Here is a 17,414-nt window from a genome sequence, read left to right on the forward strand (position 1 = left end):
TGGGAGGCGGCAATGCGTGTCTCGATCCTTCTCGCCGTGGCGACGGCCGCGGCCTCGACCTTCACCGGCAATGCGATGGCGGCGTCCAGCACCGACGACTGCGTGACGATCAAGCGCAGCGACCTCGACCATAATCCGGGCCTCGCCTCGAAGATCCGGGCTGGCGGGGGCAGCGTGAGCGGCTCGACCGAGATCGGCGGCGGCAGCGGCGGTCAGTCGATGTCGACCAGCGTGACCGCCGGCAACGGCCAGGTCACCACATCGAACTCGGCGGGCGGCGCGACCGTGACGCAGACGAGCCCCGGAACCGGTGCGACGGCGATGGCCTCGTCCAGCGACGGTTCCGGCCGGACGGTGGTCACCCAATCCGACGGCAAGTGCGTCGTCATCGACGAGACGGAGTAGACCGATGCGGATCGCGACATTCTTCTTCGCCGGGATCATGACCTCGGCAGTCTCCCTGTCGGCACTGGCGGAGGATGCGGCTGTGATCGGCTCGGGCGGCAGCGCCGCCGCCGGCGGCACCGCTGCGACCACGCTCGGCACGGGCGGCGCCTCCACCGGCGCCGACGGCGACTATGCCGCCTCCATCGGCTCGGGCGGTTCGGCGGCGGCCGTGGACGGCAAAACCGACAGCCGAACGCAGGTGAAGGCCCACAAGGACAAGCTCGACGCGAAGTCGCGGGCAAGCGCGCAGGACGGCGGCACCTTCTCGAAGTCGCGGACCAAGACGAAGATCAAGGGTGACGACCTGTCGAGCCGGACGATGACGATGTCGCATCAGCCGGGCGAGAAGCCGGTGATCGAGAAGAGCACCTCGGACGCGACGCTCGGCAAGTGACGCGAATTGCGACGGCGCCGCGTCGGTCGGAGCGACCCCGTGCTGGGCGCGCCGGCCGCCCGGCCGCCGCGACCAAGGCACCGAAGCTGCGATCAGCGATAGACCATGTCGATCCGGTCGAAGGCGCCGAGGGCGTGGTCCTCCCGGAAGAAGGCGTGATCGGCCTCGAGCCGGTCGGCGGCTTCCTCGGCATAGCGGACGATGTCGGCGACGAAGAGGGCGCGCGGGGTCGCCGCCGCGATGATCGAGGGCTCGACGTCGTAGTCGATCTGGCCGAGATCGTCGGACAGCGCATGGGCCTGCGCCAGGGCGGCGCCGCAGACCTCGGCATATTCCTTCCAGGTGCCGAAGCTCAGCTCGTCGAGGTCGATGTCGTCGCGGAACGGCGCGCGCTCGCGGCTCATGAAGCTCTCGCCGTCGATCTCGACGGCGCCGTAGAAGATGTCGCCATGGGCGAGCTGCACCGACTGGCCGTGGGCGATCCGATCGGCCTTCGCGCCGGCGTGGAACTCCGACGGCGGGGCGAGGCCCTCGACCGCCGACTGGCGCGCCCGCTTGAATTCGATGATCAGGTCGTCGGTGGCGTCCTTCGACGGCCCCTCGATCAGCACGTAGTAGCGCGGCAGGCCGAGCGACGCCGTGCCCTGGCCGTGGCGCATGCAGACGTCCTTGACCTTGAGCTCGCCGGCCCGGTCGGGCGCGTCGATGCCGTTGGCCTTCGCCAGATCGTCGATCGCCTTCTGGAACTTGCCGATCTCGCTCGACATCGGCTGCAGCTCGTCGGAGGCGCGGAAGCCGCGGCCCGAGGGCTTGAGGTAATCGTCCCAGAGCCAGGTGTGGCGCTCTTCCCAGGCCTCCTCGAAGAGCCGCTGGATGACCGCAGGGGAATTGTCCATGCGGTAGCCGTCGTTCTTTTCCGTCGCGTGCTCGGCATAGGACTGCATCGCCTCGAGATAGCCCTTGACGAACTTCTTGACGATCTTGCGCCGCTTCTTGCGGTTGAGGCCGCCTTCCTCGCGGGCGGCGATCCAGAAGCCGGTGGCACCGCGCTTCAGGTCCCATGTGAAGGGGGCGTAGATCGTCTCGTCGAAGTCGTTGACGCCGAAGATCGGCGCGCCGTTCTCGTCCGGCATCACGCCGAAATTCTCCGGATGGACGTCGCCGAGCGCCATCACCGAGGGCATGTGGGCGTCCTGGCCGACCATGTCGCGATAGAACAGGAGTGCGGTGCCGCGGAAGAACTTGAAGAAGTCATCGGCGAGCTTGTCGAACTTTGCCGCGGCGGCCGGATTGCGCTGCTCGATCCGCTGGGCGTGATCCTCCCGCAGCGTCGAGCGCACATGCTCGCGCCGCGCCTGGCCCTTGAGGAAGACCGGCGGCACGAGCTGTTCGCCCGTGGCGACGCGCCGGGAGAGTTCGCGGAACGACTCGACGCTGCCGTCTGCCTTGCGGGACGGCTTGACCTCCGTGGTCCTGGTCTTCGTCTCGTCCGTCTGCTTCTTGCGATCCTTGGCCATGCCTGCTCCCTGTCCTTTTCGCGCTCTCGTGGCAACGCGGCTTCGCGCGCCGCCGTTCCGTGGCGCGCCGCGCGGCCTGCCCGGCTCGGACGGAGGGAAGGCGCGGGCGGAGGGACGGGGGTTGCGCAGGCGGGGGCGGGGCGCGGTTCAGCGCACCCGCATTCCCGCGGCCGCGTCGTAGTGCAGCTTCTTGTCGGACTTCGGCAGCGGCGCGTCGTTCGGCCCGACGGTCACGCCGTACTGCCAGTCGGGCGGGCAGATCGCGACGTAGCGGGCGTAGCCGCCGAGCCCGCCGCCGAATTTCGGATAGCCGATCGAGACGAGGCAGCCGGTCGCCGGCACCTCGTCGAGATGGGCGACGCCCTCGGCCTGGGCGTAGCCGTGATGCATCAGCCAGTCCTCGCCCTCGAGATTGGGCGTCGAATCGGTGTCGAGCGGTTCGTGGCCGTGGAACAGGATGTGGCGCTGTTCGTGCAGAAACTTCAGCGCGTCGAGGCCGACCTGCGGGAATTTCGTCAGGGTGGCGAGCGCCGGGTCCGGCCACGTCTTCGACCAGTCGGAGCGCACGAAGACGACCGAGCCCTCCGGCACGCGGCCGTGCTGCTTTTCCCAGGCCTCGACGTCGGAGACCGTCAGCGCGTAGTTCGGATCGTCCTTCAGCTGGTCGACGATCGAGATGACGACGAGCGGCCGCAGCGTGTAGGTCGCGGGGAGCTCGTCGATCGCCGGATATTCCGGCGCCCAGTGGGCGGGGGGATCGAGCTGCGTGCCGAGCTGGTCGGTCGGCAGGTGATAGTCCGTCGCCTCGAAGCCGTGCTTCTCGTAGCTGTAGGTGTCGCCCTTCTTCGCATAGCCCTCGAGATCCTTGCCGGCCTTGGCGGGCGCAAAGGTCGGATCGGCGAAGCCGGCCCAGACCGGGATCTTCGGCGTGATCGTGTGGGTGAGGTCGACGTATTTCGCGCCCTTCAGCGCATCGTCATAGACCGACCAGAGGCCCTCCGGCCCGCCGTCTTCGGCCTGCGCAGCCGATGTGGCCGCGCCGCAGGCGACGATGCCGAAGGCGAGAGTGGCGAGAGCGCCCTTCGCCAGGTGCCGAACGATCCGCTGCCGCATGTCGCAACCCCTTCGATGACGAGACCGGAGGCGAGCCTAGCAAGCGGGCAGCGGGCTTGGCTAGGGGCGGGTTGCGCGCGCCACTTGGCTGGCCCGGCGGGTGCGGACAAGCGAAAGTGATTTCCGAGAATCTTTTCGCAAAACATTGATCCAAAGCGGATTTTTGAGATTAGGCCGACGCAGCCGGGCAGGGCGCGAGCCGGGCCGAGACGCCTCGGGGGGAGCTTTGCGAGCGGGCCGGCCGGTGCGGGAATGCCGGTGCAGGCGAATGCCGGGGGAGCCGGCCCGCACGCTCACGGCATGTCGGCAGCGGCGCCGGTCGTTTCCTTCTTCACGTCGTGCAGCGTCGACAGGATCAGGTCGGCATAGCCGACATTGCGTTTGCGCGCGTCCGCAAACGCCTTGCCGAAATCCTCGGCGATCCCGGCCGGGACCTTGCAGCCCCGCGCCTTGGCCAGCCATTCGAGCTGCGGGCCCACCATGTCGTGGTCGCGCGACCAGTCCCAGGCATAGATCGAGAAGGGCCGGGTCTCGCCGTCGCAGGTGGCGGGAACGGTGAAGCGGCGGAATCCGAAGTCGGAGAAATCGTTGCGGAAGCCGTCGAACTCGCGCTGCGAGCGGGGCAGCAGACGCGCCTGGCGGACGATCTTCACGACCAGCGAGGCGGAGATGAACTGCAGCGGCAGCCAGCCGTTCTCGCTGTCGATCGGCGCCTTCGAGGCGATGTCGTAGGCCCGGTAGGCGAGGTCGAGGGCGTCGCGATTGTGACGCCGCTGGAGATGGATCCGCGCCAGCGCGATCAGGGCGTCGGCCCTGCCGGTGCGGGCGGCCGCGTCGAAGCTGTCCATCATCTCGTGCTCGGAGTTCGCCTCGATCTGGCCGTCGCGCAGCGCGATGGCGAGCTTGAACGCCGCCTCCGCGTCGCCGCCCCTGGCGGCCTCCCGCCAGTGATCGGCCGCCCGGGCATAGTCGCCGGTGCGCCCGAACCCGGAGGCGTTGTCGGTGAGGATGCGCGCCGCGGCGCCATGCGCCGCCCGGCTGCCGTTCTCGGCCGCCCGCTCGTACCAGGTGAGGGCGCCGGGCAGGTTGCGCGGCAGGCCGAGGCCCTTCTCGTACATCTGGCCGAGCTCGAACTGCGCGACGGCGTCGTCGCGCACCGCCGCTTTGCGGTAAAGATCGACGGCGCGGCCGACGTCCCGCGGCACGCCGATGCCGCCGGCATAGAGGCGGCCGAGGCTCGTCTGGGCGAGGGGAAAGCCGCGATCGGCGGCCTTGCCGAAGGCCGCGGCAGCTTCTCGACGCCGCTCGGGCGAGGCGCTGAGCGCACGGCCGAGCTGATAGGCGAGGCGCGGGTCCTCCGGCCGCGCCGCGACCGCCGCCTCGCAGGCCGGGATCGCCTTTGCCGCGTCGATCGAGGCGAGGGCGACGCCCGGCATGTCCTCCGGCCGGCCGGCGTCGCGCGGGCTCGCCGCCGCAAGGCCGCAGCCGCGCACCAGCGCCTCGGTCTTCGCGAGCTCCGCCGCGCCCTCGACCGAAGGCGGATCGGCGAGCACCGCCTGCGGCGTTCCCTCCTTTTCCATCGAATCGAGCAGCGCCTTGGCGAAGGGCGCATAGGGGCAGTGGCCGTAGAAGCCGAGATGGGCCTCCAGCGCGGCGCGCGTGCCGAGCTTCTGGGCGACGGCGAAATGCGTTCCCGCCCCCGAGCAGGAAAGCGCCTGGGGTGCCTCGGGCTCGCCGCGCCCGGCGAGATAGACGTCGGCGGCAAACCCGCCGTCGTAATAGGCCGGGTTCTGGCGGTTGCCGGAGAGGGCGAGCACCTGGCGCTTCACCGCATAGGTGAGATCGATCAGGCTCTGGCCGGGCTTCTTGATCTCGGCGGCGAGGATGCGGGTGAACAGCGAGTTCGGATCGGCGTCGGCCTCGCCGAGACTTTCGATGGCCGCCTGGCCGGTGCCGGCCGAGAACAGCTTGAAGATGCCGGGAACCGCATGCGAGGCGTCGAGGCCGCGCGAGCGCCCGAGCGATCGGTCTTTGCCGGCGCCGAAGGGGTTGTTGCGGCACGCGTCGAGGACCAGCACGCCGGTCTTCGCGCCGGCATCGAGGAGATCCGACTCGATCCGTGTCTCCGGCACGGCGGCGGCTGCGATCTCCTCCTTGCCGGTGGGGCGGATGTCGGTCGGCAGGAGATAGTTGGTGCCGTCGATGGCGACGCCGTGGCCGGCGAAGAAGAACAGGGCGACGTCGCCGGGCTTCACCGTGGCGCGGAACCGGCGGATCATCGCCAGCATGTCGCGGCGGTCGAGATTGCTGCCGCGCAGGACCCTGAAGCCGATCGTCTCGAGCGCGTTGCCGATCGCCGCCGCGTCCCGTCCGGCCCGCTCGAGCTGGCTGTCGACCCGCAGGTGTTCGTAGCGGTCGTTGCCGATGACCAGAGCGATCCGCTCTTCCGCTGCGGCAGGGGAGAAGGTCGCCGCCGCAAGCAAGAGAGCAAGGATCGCCAGGACGTATTTCATCGCGGGCTGCCGTTCGTTTCAAGCAAGACCGTCTCGGCGACAAATGGAATTTCCTGCGCCGGCACCTTTCGGACGTAACGGAAGAGTCCGCCGAGCGTCAAGCCGCGCGGACGCTGCAGGAAACCGGCATGGCGGTGCTGCGCGGGAACGGTTTCATCCGCGATCTGCTTGGGCGGATGCGGCGGATGCTGCAGCGGCGACCGGCAGGGCAGTCGCGTGGAGGGGAAGGGGCCAACGCCCTGGGGATTGCCCCGGGACGCCCGGACGGCCGAACGGCGAGACGGTCACTTCGTCGAGACCGAGGTCGCCTGCAGCGTCAGCGGGCCGATGGTCGTCGGGATCCGCGCATAGACCGGCACCCAGACGTCCGGCCGGGCAACCGGCGCGAACCAGAGCGCGATCGTCTGTCTTTTCAGGAACTGCAGGCCCTTGGACTTCCTGTCGTAGCCGCTGACCGGATCGATGCGGACGTTGCAGACGGCGGCCTCGCCGCTGTAGCCGGCCAGGGAGACCGTCTGCCGGCCGGCCGGGGCGAGCTTCAGGTCGAGCCGCGACCAGCCGTCATAGAGCGGCAGGGTGCGGCGGCAGACGCCGGAGGCGTCGCCGGTGCGGATCATCAGCCCGCTCAGCGGATCGAGCACGGAGGTCAGCTGCGCGCGCTCGACGGGGACGTAGGAGGGCTTTTCGTCCCGCGACCGCTTGGGGCTGACATTCGACGAGGTGACGCGGCCGGAGCGCATGCGCACGTCGCTCGTCCAGTGCTTGCCGTCGGAGGTGTAGTCGAGGGCGTAGCGCTCGGGGGAGAAACCGCGGGCGGTCATCCGGCCGGAGACCCGGCTGGTGCCGCCGGTGCTGGAGACCAGCTTGCCGAGGCCGGCGGAGGACATGCGGCCTTCGACGCTGAAGCGGTCGCCGTCAATCACCGTGTCGAAGGTCGCCTTGCCGATGATCAGGCCGACCAGCGCCATGCCGTATTCGGTGGTCACCGTCCCATCGGCGGCGCGCGCCGCGGGGGCGGCCGGCACGGCGAGGGCGGCGAGGGTGGCGAAACGAATCGCAAGGTGCCTGAAGCGCATGGGAGGGTGCCGCATCTCTGGGGGTCGAAGCCGTCTGGCTGAAACGTCCCGGAAACGGGATCGTTCATCCGATCCTACAGGCAGGACCGAGGCCTTGGCGAGTTGAACCAAAGCCACACCCGGCGCTTCCCGCGCAGGGCGCCTGCGGCGGCGGCGAAACCTTGACGCATTTTTCGATCGCGACTATAGAGCGCGGGATTTTCCCGATCATGCCCGAAGCGATGATCGCGCCGGTTGTTCACGGCGGCGCGCGGCCGAAGGGTTTGACGGCAGTCTGAAATCTGAAAGGTGAACCGATGTCACGCGCTTGCGAACTGACCGGCAAGGCGGTCCAGACGGGCAACAACGTCTCGCACGCCAACAACAAGACGCGCCGGCGCTTCCTGCCGAACCTGTGCAACGTCACGCTGATCTCCGACGCGCTCGGCCAGCGGTTCCGGCTGCGCGTCTCGGCCCATGCGCTGCGCTCGGTCGAGCACCGCGGCGGCCTCGACGCCTTCCTGCTCAAGGCCGACGAAAAGGAACTGTCGCAGCGCGCGCGGCTCCTGAAGCGCCAGATCGCCAAGAAGGTCGCCGAGGCTCCCGCCGCGGCCTGAGCAGGGCGGACCGGCCGGCACCGGCGCGGCCGGGACGTGGCCTCCGGCGCCGCGCCTCCGTCATGCCGATGTCCGCGTGGGTTTCGTCCCGCGCATGACGATCGCCGCGTGGCCATGCCGGCCGCGCCAAAACTTGGCTGGTTCCATCACCCAGGATAAAAAAATGAGCGTCCCACGCATCTACGCGCTGCCGGTGGCGGCGATGGCCGTCATCGTCCTCGCCTCCAACGTCGCCGTGCAATATCCGCTGTTCGCGGAGATCGGCGGGCTGCAGCTCGCCGACGTCCTGACCTACGGCGCCTTCACCTATCCCTTCGCCTTCCTGGTGACCGATCTCACCAACCGGCGTCACGGCCCGCGGGTCGCGAGGCGGGTGGTCTATGCGGGTTTTACCGCCGCGGTGATCTGCTCGCTGCTGGTGCCGCCGCTCCTCTTCGATCTCGGCCTCCTGGGCTTTGCGACGACCGCCGAGCGCCTGTTCCGCATCGCCGTCGCCTCCGGCAGCGCCTTCCTCGCCGCGCAGCTCCTCGACGTCGCGGTGTTCAACCGGCTGCGCCAAGATCGCTGGTGGCGGGCTCCGGCGCTCTCCTCGCTCAGCGGCTCGGTGCTCGACACGATCACCTTCTTCTCGATCGCCTTCGCGCCGGCCTTCGTCTTCCTCGGCGCGAACGACGGTTTCGCGCTCGAAAGCGCGCCGCTGCTCGGCCTTTTCCATGCCGAAACGCCGCGCTGGATCTCGTGGGCGATCGGCGATTTCAGCGTGAAGCTGCTGATCTCGGTCTTCGCCCTGATTCCCTACCGGGTGATCATGCAGCGCTTCATGCCCTATCGGCCGCAGCCGGCCTGAGCCGGCCCGGATCGACCGGCCGGCATCGGCGGAACCATCCAGATCTCGATCGACACCGACAACCACATGAAAAAGGCCGGCGATCGGATCGCCGGCCTTTGCGGTTTATGATGTCTGGCGCGTCGCGGCCGGTCGGCCGTCGTGCGCGTTACGATCAGCGCTCGATTTCGATGAGGATCTCGTTTCGCTTCAGGAAGCCCGGGGTCCAGGGCGGATTGTAGAAGGCGTATTCCGGATCGCCCTTCTGCTTCAGATTGTTGTCCGCCAGGTAATTATAGAGCGTCATCAGATGCTTGCTGGCAAGCGTTGCGGTGAAGTTGCCGTTGAACCGGATGGCCGCGACGCGGCGCGGCGCGACTTCCTTCAACTCGACGTCGCTGCCGCCCGGCTCGGGCAGGCTCGCCAACGTGAACTTCTTCGGCATGACGAAGCGCACCGCCCAGCCCTTGGACCGGCCCTCGCCGTCGGCGAGCTGCTGCAGCACCGGCGTCGTCATCTTGATGCGCTTGCCCGGCCGGTTTTTCGCGAAGATGTAGTCGGCGAGCGTGGTGAAGCCGAGGCGGCGGGCCTTTTCGTGATAGCCGCTCTTCACCGTCTCGGCGACGATCATCCCGTCATAGTCGCGGATGTCGACCGGACCGTCCGAGCGCACGACGTCGTAGTCCGGCTCCTCGCTGTGCTCGTTGACCTTCTTGGTGACGTAGTAGGCCGCGCCGACGGCGACGACCGCGCCGCCGAGGACGAGAAGGGCCGTCAGTTCGCGGTTGCGCGCCTCAGGCTCGGGCCGGTAGCGGGCGGGAAGATGGCCGCGCAGCGAGGCGAGGGCCGGCGCCGACCAGTTCGAGAGATGCCGGCGGGCGGAATCGAAGTAGTCTTCCGCGCCGTGGGCGAGGTCGCCGCCTGCATCCTGCAGCGCCCGCACCTGACGGCGGGCGCGCCGGCCGGCGTCGTCGGGCCAGTAGTCGGAGAGATGCGGCAGGTAGCGCGAAAGGCCGGTCGGCTCAGGCGTCATCCCCGGAATGACCCGTCCCAGCGCCCGCCGCGCGCGCTCGGCCGCGGTCGGGGTCGGATCGATCCGTTCGGCCAGCTGCCCTTCCAATTCTCCGATCCGCTCGCTCAGCGCGCCGAGGGCGTTGGTGACCTGCTCGTAAGTGCTCGGTCTGTCCCGAAACATATGCAAAACTCCTGACGTTCTGATGCGTCGAAGGCGAGGCGGGACGGCGCGAGAGGCGGCCGGCCGCTCAGCCGCCGGATGCTGCCCGATAACGTCGGCCCGCGCCAATGGTTGCGCACTGCGGCGAAGCAGGCCCGGCAGGCCCGAAGGCGCCACCGCGATCACGTTTCGCGCGCTGCTATTTCACGAGATGGTGACGGCCGAATGCGGATGCAAAGAATTTTGTCGGAGGGCGTTGCCCAACTGCAACCATGTTCGGCGGATATGCGTTGTGGCGATATCGGGTTTTCGACCTGATACTCCAGCCAAACTTCAGGCGGCCTCGGGCCGCCTATTTTTTTTGCCCTGCGTCGGGTGATGGCGCCATCCAAGCCCGGTTCCCGGAAGCCGGCTTAGGCGCCTTCGCGCCTTTGAAGCAGTGCGGCTTTTCCCTCACCTTTCCCGTCGCGCCATTGGGCTCGACCCGTCCGGTAGCCGGCGGTGCGTCGCGTCCCTGAACGTCTGCAATCCTGATCGTTCAGCGCCCATTCAGTTGGGGAACGATACGGTTCGATCATCGTTCATTCGACGACCAACGACCTGAAAGGATTGTCGTTATGCGTAAACTGATCATCGCTTCCGCTCTTGCCTTCGCCGCGAGCCTCGGTGCCGGCGCGGCCGCCCAGGCCGCCGACGTGAAGGTCGTCATCGGCGACACGCATGCCCCGGCGCCTCGCCATCACGTGATCCACAAGGGCCCGGTGGTCGTGGAGAAGGTGAAGCATCACAAGGACTGCTACACCAAGAAGGTGGTCCGCTATCACCATGGCAAGAAGGTCGTCGAGAAGACCAAAGTCTGCCATTGAGGCGACCTCGGCCGCCCGCGGGGAGCGGGCTTCGACCGGAATGAGAACGGCGGCATCAGCGGGGCTGGTGCCGCCTTTTTCGTGTCCGGAGGTCGCGTGCGACCGCGCCGGTCACGATGGACAATCGCTGCCGACACGAAAGAAGCGCGGCGCCGCTCATCCTCCAACTTGACGTAGCGGAATGGTGTGTCGTTCAGATTCCGTTCAGTTGACGGGGGCTACGAACTTCGTGCTAGGAAAGTCACCTAACGGAAAGAAAGGTGTTGCAATGCGCAGTCTCCTCCTCGCCTCTGCCATCGCCTTCGCATCGACCGTCACCCTCGGCGCCTCCGTCGAAGCGGCCGAACAGGTCGGCGGTTACGTCCAGCCCGTCGGCTATTACGACTACGACTATAACCAGTATCACCATTACAAGCCGAAGCCAAAGGTCCACTACCACAAGCCGAAGGTGAAGTACTACAAGAAGCGCAAGCACTGCTGGTGGAAGACCATCGCGGTCTATGACGGCTACTACAAGTATTACAAGAAGGTTCGCGTCTGCGGCTGATCGCGGCCCGGCCGCGCCGGCCTGACGGCCGACCACGCCGAACGGTACCGCCCGGCGATCGCGCGAAGCGCGGTCGCCGGGTGCGTTTGCGTCTGGCGTGCGTTAAGAACGAAGGGTCCAGGACAGAAGAGTGCGGCGCTGCTTCGTCACGCCCGTCGCGCCGCGGCTGCGGCAAAACGGCCACCGGCCGCCGTCGCCGATTGCCGATGCGGCGGCCGCGCCTAGCTAGCCGACGGGCACCCTGGGAGGGCGCCGCGGGCGAGACGTCCGGCGGCGCATGGGAGGACATCATGACGTTTCGCGTGAAGACGCTCGCCCTGGCCGCGGCCGGCCTCGTCGCCGCATCGCCGGCCTTTGCCATCGAGGTGTCAAAATCGGCCGAGATCGCCGCCGCGCCGGACAGCGTCTGGAAGATGATCGGCACGTTCTGCGACATCCAGAACTGGCACCCGGCCGTGAAGAAGTGCGAGCTCAAACAGGACGGCGGCAAGAACGTCCGGACCCTGACCCTGCCCGACGGCGCGACGCTCGTCGAGGAGGAGGTCTCCCGCGACGACGACAAGATGAGCTACACCTACAAGATCCTCGAGGGGCCGCTGCCGGTCGAGAACTACGAATCGACGATCAGCGTCTCGGGATCCGGCGACAGCGCGACGGTCGACTGGTCCGGGCATTTCGACGCCAAGGGCGCCAGCGACGACAAGGCGTCCGAGGTGATCGGCGGGATCTACGACGCCGGGCTCGCCTCGCTGAAGGAAAAAGCCGGCAAGATGTGACGCCGGGACGCTGCGGCGCCGGCGGCCGGGGGCAGAGCGTTGGGGCAGGCGAAGCTGCGGCGCCGCCGCGGCGTCGGCCGATCCCGGCGCCGTGACGGCCCGGCGCTCTGCGGGAAATAGCGGCAGGCGCGGCCGCCGCCGGTCCCTCAGCCGAGCCCCGTGCCGAAGCCGCGGTCGAGCCGCCGCGGCTCCACCTCCTCCAGATCCTGGCAGTCCACCGCCTGGAGGCAGGTGATCGCGCCGCTGCGTGTATCGACCCAGGCGCCGGTGAGGCAGCCGGTGAACACCGCGCCGGTGTCGAGCGACAGGCGATTCTCCGTGATCGTCGGCAGACCTGCCTTCTGCGGCGTGTGGCCGTGCAGGACGAGGTGGCTGAGCCGTCCGACGTGGTTCATGAAGGGGGCGCGGATCCAGATGCAGTCCTGGCGGCGCTGCGCCTCGAGCGGCCGGCGCGGATCGATCCCCGCATGGACGAAGGCGAAAGGCCCGGCGAATTCGATCGCCGAAGCCGCGGCGAGCATCTTGCGATGCCCGGGCCAGCGCCGGTCGATCGCCCGGCGCATCGTATCGAGGCTGTCGCCCGCGCTGCAGCCGTAGGAGGCAAGGGTCTCGCCGCCGCCCTGGTCGATCCAGTGCAGCGTCTCCTCCCTGTCGAGTTCGCCCGACAGGAAGCGCAACAGCCATTCGTCGTGATTGCCGAGCAGGAGCTTCGAGCCCGGCCGTTCCGACAGAACGGCTTCGGCCACCTCCATGGCGCCGCGGCTGTCCGCGCCGCGGTCGACGAGATCGCCGAGTAGATAGATCGCCGGCGAAACGCCGCGATCCGCCGCCAGCCGGTCGATCCCGGCGAGGAACTGCCGGAGCAGCTCCGATTCGCCGTGCACGTCGCCGATCGCGACGATGTCGGTCGGTCCGTTCGAAGCCGGGTCCTTCGCCAAGATCTCTGCCTTCGCATCGCAGGTGGTGTCCGGGCGCGCCGGTGCCTAGGGGCGCCGCGCCGACCGCGCCGCCGCCGGACCGCCTCAGTAGGCCCAGGTGCGGGCCTTGGAGATGAGGAAGTCGCGGAACACCTTCAGCTTGGCGGCGCTGCGCATCTGCTCGGTGTAGCAGAGATAGGTGTCGAAGGCCGGCATTTCCATCTCCGGCAGGACCTGGACGAGCTTGGAGCGCTTGTCGATCATGTAGTCGGGCAGGAGCGCGAGGCCGGTGCCGCTCTCGATCGCCGAGCGGATCGCCATGAGATTGTTGATCTGCAGGATCGGACTGCGGCTCTTGCCTTCCGGCAGGCCCACCGTCTCCAGCGTGTTGAGGTTGCGCAGATAGTTCGGCGCCGGCTCGCCGAAGGTGATGATCCGGTGCCGGTCGAGGTCTTCGACGGTCTCGGGCGTGCCGAAGCGGGCGAGATAGCTCGGCGCGGCATAGACGTGGAGATGCACCGTGAACAGCCGGCGCTGGATGAGATCCGGCTGCTGCGGCTGGCGCAGGCGGATCGCCGCGTCGGCCTTGCGCATGGTGAGGTCGATTTCCTCGTTGTCGAAAACCAGCTGCAGTTCGAGATCGGGATAGAGTTCGAGAAACTCGCGGGCCCGCTCGGTCAGCCAGCCGGAGCCGAGGCCGACCGTCGTCGTGACGCGCAGCTTGCCGGTCGGCTTTTCCTTCGTCTCGGTGAGCTGCATGCGCACCGTCTCGAGGCGCTTCAGCACGTCGTTGGCGGTCTGGAACAACAGTTCGCCCTGTTCCGACAGGACGAGGCCGCGGGCGTGGCGGTGGAACAGCGGCACGCCGATCTCGTTTTCCAGCGCCGCAACCTGGCGGCTGATCGCCGACTGGCTGAGATTCAGCGCATCGGCGGCGTGGGTGAAAGAGCCGGCTTCGGCGGCGGCGTGGAAGATCCGCAGCTTGTCCCAGTCGAGGGCCATGGTGGTTGGTCCTTCAAGCGATCCGGCGCCGCGGCCGGAAGGGGGATCGGCGCGCTATTCCGCCGCCGCGCGCGGTTCGGAAAGCGCCTGTTCGGCGAGCCACTTCTCTGCCTCCAGCGCCGCCATGCAGCCCATGCCGGCGGCTGTGACGGCCTGGCGGTAGACGTCGTCGGCAACGTCGCCGGCAGCGAAGACGCCTTCGAGCGAGGTGCGCGTCGTGCCCGGTTCGACCCAGAGATAGCCCGACGGCTTCTGCTTCAACTGGCCGACGAAGAGATCGACCGCCGGCGCATGGCCGATGGCGACGAAGACGCCGTCGACCGGCTTCTCGCTGGTCTCGCCGGTCACTGTGTTCTTCAGGCGGATGCCGGTCACCGACTTCATCGGCTTCTCGACCCCGAGCACCGCCTCGACGGCGGTGTTCCAGAGGATTTCGACGTTCTCGGCCTTGAACAGGCGCTCCTGCAGGATGCGCTCGGCCCTGAGCTCGTCGCGGCGATGGACGAGGGTGACCTTGCGGGCGATGTGGGAGAGGTAGAGGGCCTCCTCGACGGCGGTGTTGCCGCCGCCGACGACGACGACCTCGCGGCCGCGATAGAAGAAGCCGTCGCAGGTGGCGCAGGCGGAGACGCCGAATCCCTGGAAGGTCGCTTCGCTGTCGAGGCCGAGCCACCTGGCCTGGGCGCCCGTCGCGACGATCAGCGCGTCGCAGGTATAGACAGTGCCGGAATCACCCGTGAGCCGGAACGGGCGCCGGCCGAGTTCCGCCGCGACGATGATGTCGCTGGCGATCTCGGCGCCGACGTTCAGCGCCTGCGCCTTCATCTGCTCCATCATCCAGGGACCCTGCACCGGCTCGGCGTAACCCGGATAGTTCTCGACGTCGGTGGTGATCGTCAGCTGCCCGCCTTCCTGCAGGCCGGCGACGATCAGCGGCTTCATCATCGCCCGGGCGGCGTAGATCGCCGCGGTGTAGCCGGCCGGACCGGAACCGAGGATGAGGACGTTGGCGTGACGTTCGGACATGGCAGCCTCGCGAGCAATGCGTCTGGCAGATGGCAACGGGGATCGACCCGTTCAATAGACGAGGGGATGCCGTGCTGCAACACGAGCGCCTGTCCGCGCTGCCAAGACGGCGGCGCGGCGCCCCGGTGAATTGCCGCCGTCGCCCCGACGCACTAGAGAAGCGGGTCCGGGGCCTTGCGAAAGGGCCGGCCAGCACTTCGAGAGGCGGACATTTTCAGGACGATCGCCCACGTCACCGCGAGCTTCGGCCTCGGCCTCGCCTTTGCCATGCTCCTGCCGGCACTGACCGACCTCACCGACCAGAACGAGGACTGGCGCGTGTTCGTCGGCACCGGCTTCCTCGTCGGGGTGGTCTGCGCGCTGGTCGCGGTGGCGACGCGCGGGGAGCGGCCGCAATTCACCCAGAAGCTCGGCTTCCTGCTGGTGACCACCGTCTGGCTCGCGGCCTGCCTGATCGGCGCGCTGCCGATCTATTTCTCCTCGGTGAACGTCACCTTCGCCGGCGCGATCTTCGAATCGATGTCCGGCCTGACGACGACAGGCTCGACGGTGATTTCCGGGCTCGATTCGCTGCCGCGCGGCATTCTCCTCTGGCGCTCGCTGCTGCAGTGGCTCGGCGGCATCGGGATCATCGGCATGGTGCTGCTCATCCTGCCGTCGCTGCAGGCCGGCGGCCTCGCGCTGTTCCACATGGAAAGCTCGGACAAGTCGGACAAGGTGCTGCCGCGGGTCAACCAGCTGACCGGCGGCCTGATCGCCGCCTATATCGCGCTGACGCTGCTCTGCTCCATCACCTATACCTCGCTCGGCATGTCGTTCTTCGACGCCACCAACCACGCGATGACGACGCTGGCGACCGGCGGCTACTCGACCCACGACGCCTCGATGGGCTATTTCGACAGCAACCCGCTGCTGATCGCCTCGACGGTGTTCATGCTTTTGGCGGCGCTGCCCTTCGTCGTCTACGTGCGGGCCTTCCTGCCGCGGCGGTTCCAGCTCTGGCGCGACCCGCAGATCGTCGTCTTCGTGGTGATCTGCGCGGTGCTGAGCTTCGCCATCGCGGTGACGCGCCGGATCATCAACGAGACGCCCTTCGGCGAGGCGCTGATTTCTTCCACCTTCAACCTCGTCTCGGTGATCACCACGACCGGCTACGCCTCCGAGGACTATACGCTCTGGTCGAACGCGGCGATCGGCATCTTCTTCCTCGCCTCCTTCATCGGCGGCTGCGCCGGCTCGACGGCGGGCGGCATCAAGGCGAACCGCCTCGTCGTCCTCTATCTCGTGGTGCGGGCGAGCTTCCGCCGGCTGGTGCGGCCGCATGCGGTGATCCGGCTGAAATACGGCAACGACGACATCAGCGCCCAGACAATCCAGACCGTCACTATCTTCTTCTTCCTGTTCTTCGGCACGCTGCTGATGGGGACGGTCCTCCTGACGGTCTTCGGTCTCGACCTGATCACCGCCTTTTCCGGCACGCTGACGGCGCTGTCGAACGTCGGCCCGGGCTTCGGCCAGGTGATCGGCCCGGCGGGCAACTTCTCCACCGTGCCCGATCCGGCGCTCTGGGTCCTGTCGGCGGCGATGCTGCTCGGCCGGCTGGAACTGGTGACCGTGCTGATCCTGTTCTTCCCGTCGGTCTGGGTGGACTGAGACCGATGCCGGTCCCCGCCATCGTCTACATCAACCTCGACCGGGCGGCGGAGCGCCGGGCGCTGATGGAGGTGCAGGCGAAGAGCCTCGGCCTGGCGCTGCAGCGATTCGCGGCGGTGGAGGCGGGGGCGGTCGACGACGCGACGTTCCGGCGGCTTTCCACCCGGTGGGAGCGGCCGATGACCCGGCCGGAGCTCGCCGCCTTCCTGTCGCACCGCACGCTCTGGCGGCGGGCCGCCGAGGCGGCGGCGGGGCTGATCGTCCTCGAGGACGACACGATCTTCTCGACGCATTTCGCCGAGGCGGCGGCGCGCGTCGCGGACAGCGGCTACGACCTCGTCAACTTCGAGACGGTCGACCGGCGGAAGTTCTTCTCGAAGCGGCCGCCGACGAGGTTCGGCGGCTTCCGGCTGACGCCCGTCGCGCGCGAAAAATCCGGGGCCGGGGCCTATTACCTGTCGCAGGCCGGGGCGCGCCGGCTGCTCGAACGGGCGGACAGGCGTGCCGCGCCCGTCGACGCCTACATGTTCGGCGTCTGCCGGCTGACGATCGCACAGGTCGAGCCGGCGGCGACGATGCAGGTGCATCTCCTCGCCGAGCGGGGCTTCGAGGTCGGGCTGTCGACCACGACCTCGATCCACCAGCCGCGCCAACCGCTTGCGCCCGTGATGGACAATCTGCCCTATCTGTGGCGGCGGCAGGCGACGCAGTTCAGGCTCGGCCTCGTCCAGCTGCGGCGGCTCGCCGACGTCGACTTTCGCCGGGCAGCCTTCGACGCCGCGGCCTTCGAGCAGCTCCTGCCGATCTCGCGCGCGGCACTCGACGCCGAAATGCGGCGCTAGCGGTCCGATTCCGACATTTGGCACCGTCTCGTGGAGACCGCGCGGCAAATGTCGGAATCGAAAGACCACCAGCCAAGTTTATGATTCTCGTGGATTTTTCGAATCTGACAGTTGATACGACGCCTCATC

At 68.2% G+C, this 17,414-nt stretch carries 17 protein-coding genes; 9 read left to right on the forward strand and 8 right to left on the reverse strand.

The features are described from left to right. Positions 1-12: 12 nt before the first annotated feature. Both J1C47_RS03015 and J1C47_RS03020 read left to right on the forward strand, forming a co-directional pair. Positions 13-405, forward strand: coding sequence for a hypothetical protein (locus J1C47_RS03015; protein WP_207349243.1), 393 nt, complete (start codon positions 13-15; stop codon positions 403-405). Between the two features lie 4 nt (positions 406-409). After that, the gene (locus J1C47_RS03020; protein ID WP_207349244.1) at positions 410-841 is read left to right on the forward strand and encodes a hypothetical protein; all 432 of its coding nucleotides are present in this window, start codon (positions 410-412) and stop codon (positions 839-841) included. 92 nt (positions 842-933) lie between these two features. Here the strand turns inward: J1C47_RS03020 and J1C47_RS03025 are convergent, their stop codons facing one another. From J1C47_RS03025 to J1C47_RS03040, 4 genes are all read right to left on the reverse strand, one after another. Continuing rightward, the gene (locus J1C47_RS03025) at positions 934-2,358 is read right to left on the reverse strand and encodes a DUF2252 domain-containing protein (protein WP_207349245.1); all 1,425 of its coding nucleotides are present in this window, start codon (positions 2,356-2,358) and stop codon (positions 934-936) included. A gap of 147 nt (positions 2,359-2,505) precedes the next feature. Next, positions 2,506-3,471 carry a cyclase family protein gene (locus tag J1C47_RS03030; RefSeq protein WP_207349246.1) on the reverse strand — a complete coding sequence of 322 codons (966 nt, stop codon included), beginning with the start codon at positions 3,469-3,471 and terminating at the stop codon, positions 2,506-2,508. A gap of 293 nt (positions 3,472-3,764) precedes the next feature. Continuing rightward, positions 3,765-5,984, reverse strand: coding sequence for a DUF2610 domain-containing protein (locus J1C47_RS03035; protein WP_207349247.1), 2,220 nt, complete (start codon positions 5,982-5,984; stop codon positions 3,765-3,767). A 284-nt stretch (positions 5,985-6,268) separates the two neighbouring features. Next, positions 6,269-7,060, reverse strand: coding sequence for a DUF3108 domain-containing protein (locus tag J1C47_RS03040; RefSeq protein ID WP_245396325.1), 792 nt, complete (start codon positions 7,058-7,060; stop codon positions 6,269-6,271). Between the two features lie 296 nt (positions 7,061-7,356). Between J1C47_RS03040 and rpmB the strand changes: the two genes are divergently transcribed. After that, a complete protein-coding gene (gene rpmB, locus J1C47_RS03045) occupies positions 7,357-7,656 on the forward strand; it encodes a 50S ribosomal protein L28 (protein WP_207349249.1) in 300 nt (99 codons plus the stop codon). 163 nt (positions 7,657-7,819) lie between these two features. Then, on the forward strand, positions 7,820-8,503 hold the full coding sequence (locus J1C47_RS03050; protein WP_207349250.1) for a queuosine precursor transporter: 684 nt from the start codon (positions 7,820-7,822) through the stop codon (positions 8,501-8,503). A 154-nt stretch (positions 8,504-8,657) separates the two neighbouring features. Here J1C47_RS03050 and J1C47_RS03055 read toward each other — a convergent pair whose 3' ends face one another. Continuing rightward, entirely contained in the window at positions 8,658-9,677 is a 1,020-nt protein-coding gene (locus J1C47_RS03055) for an SOUL family heme-binding protein (RefSeq protein ID WP_207349251.1), read from the reverse strand. A 596-nt stretch (positions 9,678-10,273) separates the two neighbouring features. Between J1C47_RS03055 and J1C47_RS03060 the strand changes: the two genes are divergently transcribed. The 3 genes from J1C47_RS03060 to J1C47_RS03070 all read left to right on the forward strand — a co-directional run bounded on the left by J1C47_RS03060 (position 10,274) and on the right by J1C47_RS03070 (position 11,845). Continuing rightward, positions 10,274-10,522, forward strand: a complete 249-nt coding sequence (locus tag J1C47_RS03060; RefSeq protein WP_207349252.1) for a hypothetical protein — start codon at positions 10,274-10,276, stop codon at positions 10,520-10,522. Between the two features lie 268 nt (positions 10,523-10,790). Beyond that, the gene (locus tag J1C47_RS03065) at positions 10,791-11,069 is read left to right on the forward strand and encodes a hypothetical protein (RefSeq protein WP_207349253.1); all 279 of its coding nucleotides are present in this window, start codon (positions 10,791-10,793) and stop codon (positions 11,067-11,069) included. A gap of 290 nt (positions 11,070-11,359) precedes the next feature. Beyond that, the gene (locus J1C47_RS03070) at positions 11,360-11,845 is read left to right on the forward strand and encodes an SRPBCC family protein (RefSeq protein WP_207349254.1); all 486 of its coding nucleotides are present in this window, start codon (positions 11,360-11,362) and stop codon (positions 11,843-11,845) included. A gap of 146 nt (positions 11,846-11,991) precedes the next feature. Here the strand turns inward: J1C47_RS03070 and J1C47_RS03075 are convergent, their stop codons facing one another. From J1C47_RS03075 to trxB, 3 genes are all read right to left on the reverse strand, one after another. Continuing rightward, complete coding sequence (locus J1C47_RS03075; protein ID WP_207349255.1) at positions 11,992-12,783, reverse strand: metallophosphoesterase; 792 nt, start codon at positions 12,781-12,783, stop codon at positions 11,992-11,994. Positions 12,784-12,867: 84 nt separating this feature from the next. Next, positions 12,868-13,764 (reverse strand): LysR family transcriptional regulator, encoded by an 897-nt coding sequence (locus J1C47_RS03080; RefSeq protein WP_207349256.1) that lies wholly within the window; start codon positions 13,762-13,764, stop codon positions 12,868-12,870. Positions 13,765-13,818: 54 nt separating this feature from the next. Then, positions 13,819-14,790: a thioredoxin-disulfide reductase gene (gene trxB / locus J1C47_RS03085; protein ID WP_207349257.1), complete on the reverse strand. Its 972-nt coding sequence runs from the start codon at positions 14,788-14,790 to the stop codon at positions 13,819-13,821. Positions 14,791-15,057: 267 nt separating this feature from the next. Here trxB and J1C47_RS03090 point away from each other — a divergent pair, with 267 nt between their 5' ends. Then, on the forward strand, positions 15,058-16,443 hold the full coding sequence (locus J1C47_RS03090) for a TrkH family potassium uptake protein (protein ID WP_207349446.1): 1,386 nt from the start codon (positions 15,058-15,060) through the stop codon (positions 16,441-16,443). A 5-nt stretch (positions 16,444-16,448) separates the two neighbouring features. After that, positions 16,449-17,285 carry a glycosyltransferase family 25 protein gene (locus tag J1C47_RS03095; RefSeq protein WP_207349258.1) on the forward strand — a complete coding sequence of 279 codons (837 nt, stop codon included), beginning with the start codon at positions 16,449-16,451 and terminating at the stop codon, positions 17,283-17,285. Positions 17,286-17,414 lie beyond the last annotated feature (129 nt).

Source organism: Jiella sonneratiae, from assembly GCF_017353515.1.
GTDB lineage: Bacteria > Pseudomonadota > Alphaproteobacteria > Rhizobiales > Rhizobiaceae > Jiella > Jiella sonneratiae.

Coding starts and splice junctions, on each gene's coding strand:
- J1C47_RS03015 (WP_207349243.1), top strand. CDS start 13: ATGCGTGTCTCGATCCTTCTCGCCGTGGCGACGGCCGCGGCCTCGACC.
- J1C47_RS03020 (WP_207349244.1), top strand. CDS start 410: ATGCGGATCGCGACATTCTTCTTCGCCGGGATCATGACCTCGGCAGTC.
- J1C47_RS03025 (WP_207349245.1), bottom strand. CDS start 2,358: ATGGCCAAGGATCGCAAGAAGCAGACGGACGAGACGAAGACCAGGACC.
- J1C47_RS03030 (WP_207349246.1), bottom strand. CDS start 3,471: ATGCGGCAGCGGATCGTTCGGCACCTGGCGAAGGGCGCTCTCGCCACT.
- J1C47_RS03035 (WP_207349247.1), bottom strand. CDS start 5,984: ATGAAATACGTCCTGGCGATCCTTGCTCTCTTGCTTGCGGCGGCGACC.
- J1C47_RS03040 (WP_245396325.1), bottom strand. CDS start 7,060: ATGCGCTTCAGGCACCTTGCGATTCGTTTCGCCACCCTCGCCGCCCTC.
- rpmB (WP_207349249.1), top strand. CDS start 7,357: ATGTCACGCGCTTGCGAACTGACCGGCAAGGCGGTCCAGACGGGCAAC.
- J1C47_RS03050 (WP_207349250.1), top strand. CDS start 7,820: ATGAGCGTCCCACGCATCTACGCGCTGCCGGTGGCGGCGATGGCCGTC.
- J1C47_RS03055 (WP_207349251.1), bottom strand. CDS start 9,677: ATGTTTCGGGACAGACCGAGCACTTACGAGCAGGTCACCAACGCCCTC.
- J1C47_RS03060 (WP_207349252.1), top strand. CDS start 10,274: ATGCGTAAACTGATCATCGCTTCCGCTCTTGCCTTCGCCGCGAGCCTC.
- J1C47_RS03065 (WP_207349253.1), top strand. CDS start 10,791: ATGCGCAGTCTCCTCCTCGCCTCTGCCATCGCCTTCGCATCGACCGTC.
- J1C47_RS03070 (WP_207349254.1), top strand. CDS start 11,360: ATGACGTTTCGCGTGAAGACGCTCGCCCTGGCCGCGGCCGGCCTCGTC.
- J1C47_RS03080 (WP_207349256.1), bottom strand. CDS start 13,764: ATGGCCCTCGACTGGGACAAGCTGCGGATCTTCCACGCCGCCGCCGAA.
- trxB (WP_207349257.1), bottom strand. CDS start 14,790: ATGTCCGAACGTCACGCCAACGTCCTCATCCTCGGTTCCGGTCCGGCC.
- J1C47_RS03090 (WP_207349446.1), top strand. CDS start 15,058: ATGCTCCTGCCGGCACTGACCGACCTCACCGACCAGAACGAGGACTGG.
- J1C47_RS03095 (WP_207349258.1), top strand. CDS start 16,449: ATGCCGGTCCCCGCCATCGTCTACATCAACCTCGACCGGGCGGCGGAG.